The 14,022-nt window shown below is 35.8% G+C and carries 9 protein-coding genes; 8 read left to right on the forward strand and 1 reads right to left on the reverse strand.

What is annotated here, in order from left to right; translation table 11 throughout:
- From GX311_00780 to tsaE, 3 genes are all read left to right on the forward strand, one after another.
- Positions 1 to 1,777, forward strand: a 1,777-nt coding sequence (locus GX311_00780; GenBank protein ID NLK14912.1) for a hypothetical protein, incomplete at its 5' end; no start/stop codon positions are given.
- Between the two features lie 47 nt (positions 1,778 to 1,824).
- Positions 1,825 to 3,378 carry a bifunctional response regulator/alkaline phosphatase family protein gene (locus GX311_00785; GenBank protein NLK14913.1) on the forward strand — a complete coding sequence of 518 codons (1,554 nt, stop codon included), beginning with the start codon at positions 1,825 to 1,827 and terminating at the stop codon, positions 3,376 to 3,378.
- 11 nt (positions 3,379 to 3,389) lie between these two features.
- Positions 3,390 to 3,821 (forward strand): tRNA (adenosine(37)-N6)-threonylcarbamoyltransferase complex ATPase subunit type 1 TsaE, encoded by a 432-nt coding sequence (tsaE, locus tag GX311_00790; protein NLK14914.1) that lies wholly within the window; start codon positions 3,390 to 3,392, stop codon positions 3,819 to 3,821.
- 11 nt (positions 3,822 to 3,832) lie between these two features.
- Here tsaE and GX311_00795 read toward each other — a convergent pair whose 3' ends face one another.
- Positions 3,833 to 6,157 carry a penicillin-binding protein gene (locus tag GX311_00795; protein ID NLK14915.1) on the reverse strand — a complete coding sequence of 775 codons (2,325 nt, stop codon included), beginning with the start codon at positions 6,155 to 6,157 and terminating at the stop codon, positions 3,833 to 3,835.
- 439 nt (positions 6,158 to 6,596) lie between these two features.
- On the opposite strand from GX311_00795, the gene topA reads away from it, so the two are divergent.
- The 5 genes from topA (at position 6,597) to gldL (ending at position 13,906) form a co-directional block, all read left to right on the forward strand.
- Positions 6,597 to 8,960, forward strand: coding sequence for a type I DNA topoisomerase (gene topA / locus GX311_00800; protein ID NLK14916.1), 2,364 nt, complete (start codon positions 6,597 to 6,599; stop codon positions 8,958 to 8,960).
- A 6-nt stretch (positions 8,961 to 8,966) separates the two neighbouring features.
- Entirely contained in the window at positions 8,967 to 10,112 is a 1,146-nt protein-coding gene (locus GX311_00805) for a hypothetical protein (GenBank protein NLK14917.1), read from the forward strand.
- 166 nt (positions 10,113 to 10,278) lie between these two features.
- Positions 10,279 to 11,217, forward strand: coding sequence for a type IX secretion system membrane protein PorP/SprF (locus GX311_00810; protein ID NLK14918.1), 939 nt, complete (start codon positions 10,279 to 10,281; stop codon positions 11,215 to 11,217).
- Between the two features lie 23 nt (positions 11,218 to 11,240).
- Entirely contained in the window at positions 11,241 to 12,710 is a 1,470-nt protein-coding gene (locus tag GX311_00815; protein ID NLK14919.1) for an SUMF1/EgtB/PvdO family nonheme iron enzyme, read from the forward strand.
- Between the two features lie 65 nt (positions 12,711 to 12,775).
- The gene (gldL, locus tag GX311_00820) at positions 12,776 to 13,906 is read left to right on the forward strand and encodes a gliding motility protein GldL (protein ID NLK14920.1); all 1,131 of its coding nucleotides are present in this window, start codon (positions 12,776 to 12,778) and stop codon (positions 13,904 to 13,906) included.
- Positions 13,907 to 14,022 lie beyond the last annotated feature (116 nt).

Here is a 14,022-nt window from a genome sequence, read left to right on the forward strand (position 1 = left end):
AAAAGAGCTTAATAAAATGATTCGTGATGATAAAAACATTGACTACCTAGACCAACTATATTTTGCATTAGGAAAAATTGCTGAGAATGAAGGGAAAATAGAAGATGCAAAAACACTATATTTAAAGTCGGCACACTCATCAATTAACAATAATAATCAAAAGGGACAGTCATATTTAAGTTTAGGGAAACTCTATTATGCAGAACCCGACTACATAAATGCACAAATGTATTTTGACAGTGCTATATCATTGGTTTCTAAAGATATTCCTGATTTTACAACATATTTTCGCCTTTCACAAAATCTTAATCAACTCGTATCATACCTAAATGTTATCACAACACAAGACAGTCTGCAGCGTATGGCAAGAATGTCCGAGAGCGAACGAAATTCATATATCGACAGAGCTATTGCTGAATTGACAAAAAAAGAACGAGAAGAAAGAGCTCGCGAACAGATGGATAGAGTAGCTGCATCGCAAATGCAACAGCAAAGTCGGTTTGTAGATCAAACCACTCCATCATCGGGTGCGTGGTATTTCTACAATCCAAATACATTGTCGTCTGGTTCAATGTTGTTTCAATCAAAATGGGGAAACCGTGTTTTAGAAGATAACTGGAGACGTTCCGACAAAGCATCTACGGGAGTAAACCTGTTTTCAGACGAGTCTATTGTCGCAAGTACCACTGCTGAGAGTCGTGAAACCGATAATACAAAACGCGAATATTACCTCCAAGATGTCCCACTAACAGACTCCGCCATGGCTGTTTCTGATAGTATTATTCATGAGGCAATGTTTATGGTAGCCGGAATATATAAGGATAAAATAGAGGATTTACAAAAAGCGCAAGAAGCATATCTTAATTTACTAAATCGATTCCCCGAAACCGAGCATGAGCTTGAGAGTTGGTACCACCTGTATCGAATATATAATACTTTAGGCGATAACTCAAAATCAAATATTTATAAACAGAAAGTTATTAATAAATATCCGTTAAGCAAATATGCACAATCAATGACCAACCCAGATTTCTTCAAGCAAGAAGCTTCTAAAGAGCAAGAGTCTAGATTTTTATATTCAACTACTTATAAACAATTTGAAAAAAATCAGTACGATAAGGTCATTACAAACGCCGATTTTGCCGACTCTCTATTTCCGGGAAATCCTTACCAAACAAAATTCGCTTTACTAAGAGCAATATCAATTGGCAAAACAACAGATTCTGCAAATTTTGTTGCTGTAATCGACAACTATATAAAATCATACCCTGATGCTCCCGAAATGGCTCTCGCAAGGGATATCAAAAATTATCTAACAGTTCCTCAGAAAGAGCCAGAAGGCGTTGTTAAAACTGAAGAAGAAGGGTTGTTGGCAGAAGATGGAAAGCATGATGAAAAATTTGTTGAATATATATACAACCCTCAAGCAAAACACTATTATGCTGCTATAATTTTTACAAAAAGGGCAAATACGAACAGAATAAAATTCAATATATCAAATATGAATATTGACTACTATTATATGTTTGAATTCAATGTAGACAGTGAGTTTTTCACTACCGAAACAGACCTAATAACAGTTAAAGACTATAAAGACGGACATACTGCAATGAACTATTATCACTCTGTAATATTTGTTGATGAAGTATTTTCAGATCTCACACATTCAGATTATATACAATTTGTTATTAGCGAAGATAATTACAGAAAACTTATGGAAACCAAATCAATAAATACATATTTTGATTTCTTTAAATCGTCATACCTAAAAAACTAACCATAAGTCTAAAACATTGATAATAAAGCTCTAAATAGATTATTAAAATGCCAAACAGTATTAAAATATTGTGGATTGATGATGAGATTGAATTCTTGAAATCACACGTTATTTTTCTTGAAACAAAAGGATATTCAATCACAACCATTAACAGCGCAATCGACGCATTAGAGCTTTTGAAAAACGAGAGTTTCGATATAATTTTTCTTGATGAAAACATGCCGGGCATGTCGGGTCTTGAAATGCTTGACCAATTGAGAATAATACTGAACGAAACTCCGGTAATAATGATTACTAAGAGCGAAGAAGAACGACTAATGGAGAACGCTTTGGGTAGCAATATCAAAGATTATCTGATAAAACCAGTGAATCCCAATCAGATACTAATGGCTATTAAAAAAATTGTTGAGCACAAGAAGTTAGTCTCTGAAAAAACTACTACCGATTATCAAACCGTTTTTCGCGAACTTGGTACAATGATTTATGAATGCAAAAAGCATTCAGATTGGTTTGAGGTATATAAAAAAATAGTGTGGTGGGAGCTTGCACTGCAAAAGACTGATTCTCCGGTAGATATGCAAGAGGTCCTGCAAATGCAAAAAGAGAGTGCAAACACCGAATTTGCAAAATATATAAAGAAAAACTACGAAAAGTGGTTTAGTTCTGATAGTGACGACCGCCCAATACTCTCGCCCAACGTCTTAAAACACTATGTGTTTCCACACATCGGCAAAGAAAAAGTGATGATACTGCTAATCGACAACCTGCGTTTTGACCAATGGTTAGCCATAAAGCCTTTGATAACAAGATATTATAAGGTGGAAAACGAGGCAATGTATTACAGCATTTTACCAACAGCCACTCAATATGCCCGCAATTCATTATTTTCCGGCTTAATGCCAGACGGAATTAAGCGCATAATGCCCGATGCTTGGCGAGAAGAAGATGATTTGAAAAACGACCATGAAAGCGACTTGTTCAAAAGTCACCTCTCTAGAAACGGCATTACCGAACCATTTTATTTCGAAAAGGCAAGTAACATAAGGTCTGTACGTAAAATAATAGAGAACCCCGGCAGATTTGTTGAAAATCAACTATCTGTATTGGTTTACAACTTTATTGACATGTTGTCACACGCCCGAACCGATTCCGAGTTTGTCAAAGAGCTGGCATCGACAGAGCCCGCATACAGAAACCTTACGCACTCATGGTACGAACACTCGCAACTAAACAAGCTGATCGAATTCTTATCAGAAAACAGTATTCGCCTTTTTATCACAACCGACCATGGTTCAATAAAAATCAACCGCCCAGTAAAAGTTATAGGAGACCGTGACACCACAACCAATCTGCGATACAAGTACGGAAGAAATCTCAATTATCCTAAAAATGATGTTTTTGAAATAAACAAGCCCGAAGCTGTTGGCTTACCACGCTTTAGTTTAAGTGGGAATTACATTTTCTCCTGCGGAAACGACTTCTTTGCATATCCCAACAACTACAACTATTATGTTAACTATTTCAAAGACACATTCCAACACGGTGGAGTGTCACTTGAAGAGATGTTAATTCCAATCGTTTCACTGGTTCCGACAAAATAAAACTTTCAGATATGTCAGAAATAATCATAGAAAACCTAAAAGTTTTACCCGTCCGAGTTGAACAACTAATAAATGAACTAAAACCACATAGTAACATTTGGGCTTTTGATGCGCCAATGGGAGCCGGCAAAACAACAATAATTCGTGAGATATGTGCGCAACTACAAGTAACAGACAATGTTACAAGTCCAACATTTAGTATTATCAATGAGTATAAAACAAAAGAGGGCAGATATATTTACCACTTTGACTTTTACAGACTTAACAAACTAGAAGAGGCAATAACAATAGGTGTTCAGGAATATTTTGAAAGCGAAAATTTATGCCTGATAGAATGGCCCGACATTATTCTTCCAATCTTACCTGAAAGATATAACTTAATTAAAATTAATGCTTTAATCAATGATACTCGAGTGTTAACTTTGGAAATAAATAAAATATAACATTTCTATTTCTAGTTAAAAAACTCATCTTCATAAACATCAACCTCTTCCTCTTTTGTACCACAGTCAAGACTATAAGTAATTGTTTCAGGCTTTTCAAAAGTATCTGTCGGATAAATATTTAGCGAAGGATCTGCATACACCTTCTGAATAAACAAAGCAAATACAGGCAATGCCATATTTGCTCCCTGCCCAATACTTAAATTATCGAAATGGATTGACCTCTCCTCCCCTCCTACCCAAACTCCACAGGTAAGTTTTGGAACTATAGCCATAAACCAACCGTCTGAGTGATTATTAGTAGTTCCGGTTTTAGCAGCTATTTCACCATTAAGATTATATCTTAATCTCAATCTTACGCTTGTTCCCTGATTAACAACACTTTTTAGCAAATCTATCATTAAGTAAGCTGCATTTTTCGATATCGCCTCATTTTTTACTGCACTAAAGGTTGACAGGACGTTGCCATTTTTATCCTCAATTTTTGTAACAAAAATTGGTTCAACATGTATCCCTTTGTTTGCGAATGTCCCGTATGCACCAACCATTTCATATAAAGATATATCAGCAGAACCTAAGCAAATGGAAGGAACTTCCGGAATGTAGCTATGAATTCCCATTAACTTAACCACATCTATAACTGCCTTTGGCTTAAACTGTTGCATTAACCATGCTGATATATTGTTTTCCGAGTTAGCTAAACCCCATTTCAATGTAACCATTTGACGATCATATTTGGAACTGCCAGAGCTTTGTGGCGTCCATGTATCGCCCGTAGGAAGTAAAAATGTAACCGGAACGTTAGGCACTTCATAACAAGGAGTATATCCCTCCTGCATTGCTAATGTGTACAAAAACGGTTTAAAGGTTGAACCAACTTGCCTTTTCCCACTCTTAACAGCATCATATTTAAAATGCTTGTAATTAATTCCACCAACATAGGCCTTTATCTCTCCTGTATGGTGATCCATAGCCATAAAACCACAGTGCAAAAAGTGCTTGTAATATTTTATCGAATCAAGGGGCGACATAACTGTATCTACATCACCACGATACGAAAATACTCTCATTTCTGTTTTTGTGTTGAAATTATCTAAAATTTCATCCCAAGTCATTCCAGATTTATTAAGTACTCTATATCGTTCACTACGACGAATTGACAACTTAATAATATGATCAACCTCATCTGGAGTTAGCTCATTTGAATATGGGGCAGTCTTACTATATCGTTTTTCTGCTCTAAAAGCAGGTTGTATCTCGTAAGCTAAGTGCTCAAATACAGCATCCTCTGCATACTCCTGCATTTTAGAATTTATGGTAGCATAAATCTTCAATCCATCACGATACAAATCATATTTTGAGCCATCTGGCTTAAAGTTTTTATTACACCATCCAAACAAAGGATCTGTGTTCCAAAGGTCAGCATCTCTCTCGAAACTCTCTGGGTTTCGATAATTGCGTTCATACGGATTTTCTGCACTTATATACATTCGAAGCATTTCGCGAAAATAGGTGGCTAGTCCCGCTGTATGATCTAACAAATTATAATCAAGCTCTATAGGGAGTGACGAAAGCGAATCATAATCATGTTTCGACAAATATCCGTATTTAACCATTTGAGACATCACAACGTTTCTACGTTGCGTAGAGCGTTCTGTGTTTCTTACGGGATTATACATAGAAGGTGCTTTTAAAAGCCCAACAAGAACTGCTGCCTCCTCAACTTTAAGAGTTTTAGGCGATTTGTTAAAAAACGTACGAGAGGCCGAACGTATCCCAAAGGCGTTACCACCAAAGGAAACTGTATTTAAGTACATAACCATAATCTCCTTTTTGGTATAGTTGCGTTCAAGTTTAACGGCAGTTACCCACTCCTTAAATTTAGCTATACTAAGGTGCGCCATACGTCCTATAGAACTACGGTGTTCTGCTGTGTCACGAGGAAAGAGATTTTTTGCAAGTTGTTGAGTTATTGTGCTACCTCCACCCTTGTTTGTTCCTGTCATTACCCCCACAAATACTCTAACCAATGCTATTGCGTCAATCCCTGCGTGTTTTTCAAATCTGTAATCTTCCGTAGCTAGCAGCGCTGTTACCAAATGAGGAGACAACTCATCAAACGTTGCATATGTTCTATTTTCAATAAAATATCCCCCAAGAACGATATTGTCTTCAGAAATAACCTGAGAAGCTATATTACTCTTTGGATTCTCCAAATCCTCAAAGCCAGGCATAAAACCCATAGCACCTGAGCCTATTAAAAGGAGTATTACAAAAAATATAACAATTGGCGAGAATACAATTAAATATATTGCCATTATAGACCTCTTGCTCATATACTTATAATTTTTCTATTTAATATAATATATGTTGATAATTTCAATTCACTAAGCCAACGCTTTAGACATAATAACGCTATTGTTTTTTCGTATCAGTTATTAAAACAATAATATCTTGGATGACAAATATAGCACAAAATACATCGTAGACTTATTTTAATCGTGTTATTTATTGAATGTGTCAAAAATAAATATATCGTTTTACACCCTGACTATTCGACTATTAAACACATTTTATACGTTGCAAAGCACAATAAACTAGTTTTAAAATAAAGTTTTTAAACAAAAAAAGTCTAAAGAGTAATTTTAAATCTCTTATTTTTGCATCAAAAAAAATTGAAGAATAAATTTGAAATAACAATTCGCTTGTTGTGTCAAAATTTTTTAGTCTGTCAAGATATTACTCTTATAAAACCAATAACAATTAAACTGCTAAATGAAGAACCTTGTAATTGTAGAATCACCAGCCAAAGCAAAAACCATTGAGAAATTTCTTGGTAAAAATTATACCGTTAAGTCAAGTTATGGACATATACGCGATTTGTCTAAAAAAAATCTTGGTATTGATATAGAGGATGGATTTATTCCCAATTATGAAATAGACTCGGGTAAACAAAAAATAGTTACAGAACTCAAGGAGAGTGTTAAGAAAGCTAATATGGTATATCTCGCATCTGATGAAGACCGCGAGGGAGAAGCAATAGCGTGGCACTTAGCCGAAGTTCTAAAACTTGATAATAAAAATTCTAAAAGAATTGTTTTCCATGAAATTACACCAAAAGCTATTGAACATGCAATAAAAAATCCACGAGACATTGATAAAAATCTTGTCAATGCTCAACAAGCACGAAGAGTACTCGATCGTTTAGTAGGATTTGAAATATCACCTCTGCTTTGGCGTAAAATCAAGCCTTCATTGTCAGCAGGACGAGTACAGTCTGTTGCTGTTAGGCTTATCGTAGAAAGAGAACGCGAAATACAAAATTTCAAATCAAGCTCAAGTTTCAAAGTTATCGGACATTTTATTTGTCACAAAAACAATCAAGACTACTTGATTAAAGCCGAATTGAACAAAAGACTCAATGAAAAAGAGGTAAAAGAGTTATTAAAATCATGCTCTGATTATCAGTTTTCAGTCAGCGAAATACAAACAAAACCCGCTCGTAAAACACCAGCAGCTCCATTTACCACGTCAACTCTTCAACAAGAAGCCAGTAGAAAATTTGGATTCTCGGTTTCACAAACAATGGTAATTGCACAAAGATTATACGAGAACGGGTTTATAACATATATGCGTACCGACTCAACAAATCTCTCCGAAGATGCCTTAGCTGCAGCAAAAAAACAAATAACCTCTGTGTTCGGGCAAGAGTATTCTCAAACTCGACGCTACACAACAAAAGCCAAAGGAGCACAAGAAGCACACGAAGCTATACGACCAACATATTTCCAAAATCAAAGCATAAAAGGAAATGCTGCCGACCAGAAACTATACGATTTAATATGGAAACGAACTGTAGCCTCACAAATGAGCGATGCTATTATTGAAAAAACCACCATTACCATACCATCTCCGAAAAAAGAGTACAAATTTATCGCTATAGGAGAGGTAATCAAATTCGATGGATTTTTAAAACTGTATATAGAGTCGTACGACGATGAAAATGAAGATAAAGAGGCAGAACAAAATATTGGTCTTCCTCCAATAAAAGAGGGACAACCACTTACCAATTCGTTAATAGAGGCGACAGAAAGATTTTCTCAACATCCACCAAGATACTCAGAAGCAACATTAGTTCGCAAACTCGAGGAGCTTGGTATTGGAAGACCGTCAACATACGCCCCAACAATTTCAACTATTCAGCAACGCGAATACGTTGTTAAAAAAGATCGTGCTGGAGAAAAAAGAAAAATTAAAATTATCAAGTTACAAAACAAAGTAATCAAAGATATAGAGAAAACCGAAACTTATGGAGCAGAAAAGTCAAAACTGTTCCCAACTGATATCGGGATAGTTGTAAACGACTATTTAGTTGATAAATTTGAAAATATTCTTGACTACAGTTTTACTGCCAATATCGAAAAAGAGTTCGATGATATTGCCGCAGGCACATTGCAGTGGGATCAAATGTTAAACGAATTTTATACTCCATTTCACGAAACTGTTGTGAAAGCAAGTACTGAAAAGGATAGAAAACGTGTCGGAGAAAGAATTCTTGGAACTGACCCTAAGAGCGGAAAACAAATATCAGTGAAAATTGGGCGTTACGGAGCAATGGCGCAAATAGGAACATCTGACGATGATGAGAAACCACGATTTGCAGCATTAAGAGCCGACCAAAGTATTGAAACAATAACACTTGAGGAAGCCCTGCAACTATTCGCTCCTCCTAAAAATTTCGGTACTTTTGAAGGGTACGAAATCACATACGGTTCAGGACGTTTTGGGCCATATCTAAAACACAATGGACTTTATTATAGCATTAAAAAAACCGAAAATGTTGATGACATCGATAATAAAAAAGCTATAGAGATAATATTAAACAAACGAGAGACAGATGCTCAAAAAATCATAAAAACATTTGAAGAAAACGCAGATATAAAAATTTTGAGAGGAAGATTTGGACCATATATCTCATATCAGAAAAAAAATTATAAAATTCCAAAAACACAAGATCCCGAAGAATTATCAATCGAATCATGTTTTGAAATCATAAATAAACAAGATTCTGCCAAAAAAACCGAAAAGAGCAAAACAACAAAAACCACAAAAACCAAAAAGGGTACATCAAAAAAATAAGTCTAAATGTTTGAGTTAAAAGATTTTTTTAAACAGCCAGAGACAGAAAGCATAGAGAAGTCAAGTAATTCAAAAACGAAAATACACAAGGCTTGGGAAAACGGATATGATATTTCCAATTTCAAGATGGCAATTGTGGGTATTTCAGACAACAGACATATTGAAAAAATTAATAATCAGCAGAATAAAACATTACAGCAGATACGACAACATCTGTTTGAAATCTTATTGCCTAATAGCAAGCTATTAGTTGATTTAGGAGATTTAATTGAGGGCAAAACTGTAAAAGATTCGTATTATGCATTATCTCAGGTTATTACAACATTACACTCAAAACAAATAATACCATTAATAATAGGTAGTGGAGACGACTACATATACGGAATTCACTTGTCTCTAAAAGAGTTAAACAAAAACATGAAACATGTACATATCGACTACCAATTTGATAATAAGCAAAATAGAACAAAAGTAATCGATAGAGATAACTATTTTTACCACGCAAGCAAATTAGAGAAAACTATATCAGAAATTAGCATCTTGGGTACACAAGCCTACTATTCTGATTCTGAAGACTTCTCTAAAAACAATAAGATTATGTTCTCCTCTCACCGATTAGGGTGGATAAGACAAAATCTATTCGATTCAGAGCCACTGCTTAGAAATGCCCATATAGTCACATGTGACATGAACTCAATTAAAATATCCGATAATCCTGCCAACTATTTAGGAATGCCTAATGGATTTTACGCTGAAGAAATCTGTCAACTTGCTTGGTATGCAGGATATTCGGGTCAAACATCGGTTTTTGGTGTTTTTAATTATTTCTCAGATTTCGATTTTAGGGATACTGGCAGTAAACTTATTTCCCAAATAATATGGCATTTTATTGATGGGTATATGCAAAATCCAAGTGAAAATCCCGAAAATGGATTAAAAAATTTCGAACAATTGCATGTTTTTTGTGAAATAATCTCAACAGATCTACTGTTCATAAAAAGCAAAAAAACTAATAGATATTGGTTAATGATAGAAAACAGGCAAGAAAAAACAAAAAGTATTTTTCTTCCAATATCAAAAAATGATTATTTAGAAGCTGCTGGCAACAAAATATCAGATCAAATAATACACTACTTATCAAACAATAGCTAAATTAACAGGCGAAATGTTTTATAAAATAAAATTTTCGCATTATTATTGCGTTAATAATTTTATCGACAAACAATTATTCATTATGTTTGCACATAAAATTATTTTTTATTTACTTTACCGTCTTGAACGATGTAAAGTTTATGAGTTTTAACATGAATCTCGCAAAATGAGGACATATATAACCACCATACTCTTGTTTGTGTCAGTGATAGTCGTTGGACAGCAGTTGCCGCAGTCGACTTTTTTCAATTATGACCACATGACAATAAACCCTGGATACGCTGGGACTCAAGAAGGTGTATGTATTAATGTACTCGCTAGAAATCAATGGATGGGATTTGAAGGAGCACCAGCAACTCAAAAATTTGATGTTCATACGCCTTTCAAACTCTTTGGGCTTGAACATGGTGTAGGATTAGCACTGTTCAATGACAAATACGGATTTGCAAATGATATTAGCTCCACCCTTTCTTACGCTTTTTTAAAAAATATAGGTTTCGGTAAATTAGGAGTAGGTGTAGGATTTGGGTTAAATAATCAAAAATTAGAAGGAGAATGGGAACCACCACAAATCGGACAAGACAATCTTATTCCAACTGCATCGGCAAAAGGAAAGTTAGCGTTTTCCTTTAATGTGGGGGCTTTTTACAAAACCTCGAATGTGTTTTTAGGATTATCGGTAATGAATGTAAACGCTGGGGATATGTCTTACAAAGATAACACTGGAGTAACAAAGTACTCTTATCTAGTAAGACATTATAACATAACTGCCGGGTATAATTACCAACTTTCAAATCCACTTTTTGAAATAGAACCTGCTGTGCTAATATCAACAATAGGGAGTTCTACACGAATAAACATTAACGGTACACTTCGTTACAGAGATAAAGTATGGGGTGGTGTTGGTTACAGAAATACTGACGCAATAACAACATTTATAGGTGCAGAATTTTTAGAAGGATTACTTTTTGGTGTAGCTTATGATATAACTACGTCAAAAATTGCTAAATTTGACGACGGATCCGTCGAGATCTTTTTAAGATATGTTTTTAAAATTGGAATTGAAAAAGACCATTCTAATTACAAAAGTATCAGGTTTTTATAAGTACGATGTAAAACAGCTGAAATATGAAAAAATTATTTTATTTATTTATAGCAACAATTTTCCTTTACTCATGCAGTAATACGGACACGGGCGAGCTAACGGGAGTTTTGGACAGAGCACCTGTATATAGCTACGATCCTTATGGTATGGTGTTAATCCCACAAGGTAGTTTTGTTCAAGGTTCAGGAGATGAAGACCTTCCATGGTCTTTAAATGCTGAAGCAAAAACGATTTCAGTAGCTGCTTTTTGGATGGACGACACAGAAATCACAAACAATGAATATCGTCAATTTGTATATTGGGTTCGAGACTCAATTGCACGTCTTGAGATTTCAAACAGTGGAGCTATTGACATTGAAGAAGCACGTGTCGCTTATAATTCGCTTGATCAAGACCTTAGAGTTGAACCGTACAATATTGAGGATCAAGATCTACCACTAAATTGGGAGTACGATATCCCTTGGACTGGTGAAGATCAAGAAATGTGGGACGCATATAACGTTGTAAAAGAAAAACTTTTTTACCCTAGCGAGGAACGCTTTACCCGTTTTATTGGTCGCGAAGAAATCGACACCAGAAAATTAATTTTTGAATACTCTTGGATTGATTTCAACCAAGCTGCACAAAAATATTTACTTGACGGGAAAGTTAGACGTAGAAACTATAGTGCCGAAGTTCTTGAGACTAAAGACTACGAACCAGATAAAGAAACAAACGTGCTTAATGCACAAGCTGTTGAAGAAAGATACGTGAACAGAAAATCATTCATTCAACGCAATCGTATTTTGGTTTATCCCGACACGCTAGTGTGGGTTGGTGACTTCTCATACTCCTATAACGAACCTTACGCATCAACATATTTTTCTCATCCAAACTATGATGATTATCCCGTTGTTGGTGTAACATGGGTACAAGCTACCGCTTTCTGCATTTGGAGAACAAATCTTATGACTAGCTATTTAGTAAGACAAGGAAATGCAATAGCCCACGACTACAAGCTTCCAACAGAGGCAGAATGGGAATATGCAGCACGAGGAGGTCTTGAACAAATGATGTATCCATGGGGAGGATATTATACACGAGACGCTAATGGATGCTTTCTGGCAAACTTTAAAGGAGTACGTGGAGATGTAACTAAAGATGGGGCATTCTATACAAGCGAAGTCGGATACTACGATCCTAACGACTATGGATTATATGACATGGCAGGAAACGTTGCAGAGTGGACGCGCGATGCTTTTGATGAATCAGCGTATAGCTACACTCATGACTTAAATCCATCTTATGAATACAATGCCAAAAAGGATGATCAACCTGTTTTAAAAAGAAAAGTAGTACGTGGTGGCTCTTGGAAAGATATTGCATTCTTTCTACAAAATGGAACCCGTACATACGAATATCAAGATACTGCAAAATCATACATAGGGTTCAGATGCGTACGCGCCCACATGGGAACTGCACCAGCTGTATCCTCTAAATCAAATGTTTACTAACTAATTTAAAACTGTATCATATGACACTTTCTGAATTTATTGCGAGTAAAACCTACAAAAATATAATGAAATTTGTTTACGGTTGGGGTGCAGCTGTAGTAATTGCTGGAGCTTTATTTAAAATTATGCACTGGCCAGGTTCCGGAATAATGCTTGTTACCGGGATGGGCGCAGAAGTACTTGTGTTCTTTCTGTCAGCATTTGAACCTCTACATGAGGAAGTTGACTGGACTCTTGTTTATCCCGAACTTGCCGGGATGACAGACAGCTTTGAACCTATTGATAGAGCGGACAGAGACAAAAGATATCAGGACAACCGCTTATTGGACATTGGTTACACTCCACCTGCACGTCACGAACCATTTGACTACGGGCAAGGCGGTGGAGTTTCTGGCCAATCACCGTCAGGTTCTGGTCCTTCAGGTTTTTCAGACTCATTCTCGGGTGAAGGTTTAAAAGGCATGAAATCTATCGAAAAGTTTGATTCAATGCTTGCAAAAGCAAATCTTACACCAGAAATGTTTCAAAAACTCGGAGAAGGAATACATAAAGTCGGAGATATTGCCAACAAGTTTCATAACATCGAAGAAACTCTTGCTGCAACGGACGAGTTCGGTTCAAACATATCCGGAGCCTCCAAAGCTGTGGAAAACCTTTCCGTAGTTTTTAACAACAGCACAGATGTACTAAAAGATTCTGTAGGAACACTGTCTGAGTCATATATCCGTTCATCAGAAATGATCACTAACACAGGCGAGACTGTATCCGGAGCAGTTCAAGACGGCATAAAAACAATGGTTGGCGCTCTGAACAACGCAGGAAGCAAACTCATTGAAAGCATGAATAACTCAGAAACAGAAATGCGCCAAGTTTATCAAACTATGATCAATGAGTTAAACAGAACTGCAGAAAACGTTAGAGAATCCTCTAAAGGATATATGGATAACGTTGAACTACAGAACAAAAATTTATCTCAAATCAATTCATTATACGAATTACACATTCAAAATATCACTCAATATACTAACCTTGTTCAAGATTTATCGGGTAAAGGAAGTCAGATGGTAGAAGGCTTCAATGAAGGTTTACAACATACATTAGCATATCGTGACGAATTAGCAAAATTGAACAATCAGTTAGTTCGACTTAATGAAGTTTACGGCAGCATGCTTTCAACTGTTACTATTAACGAATAGTAGAAAGGAATAATTATGGCAGCTGGAAAAGAAACCCCAAGACAGAAGATGATAGGTATGATGTACCTATTTTATACGGCTATGTTGGCAATGAACGTTTCCAAAGATGTCCTTAA

Source organism: Bacteroidales bacterium (genome assembly GCA_012519055.1).
GTDB lineage: Bacteria > Bacteroidota > Bacteroidia > Bacteroidales > Salinivirgaceae > JAAYQU01.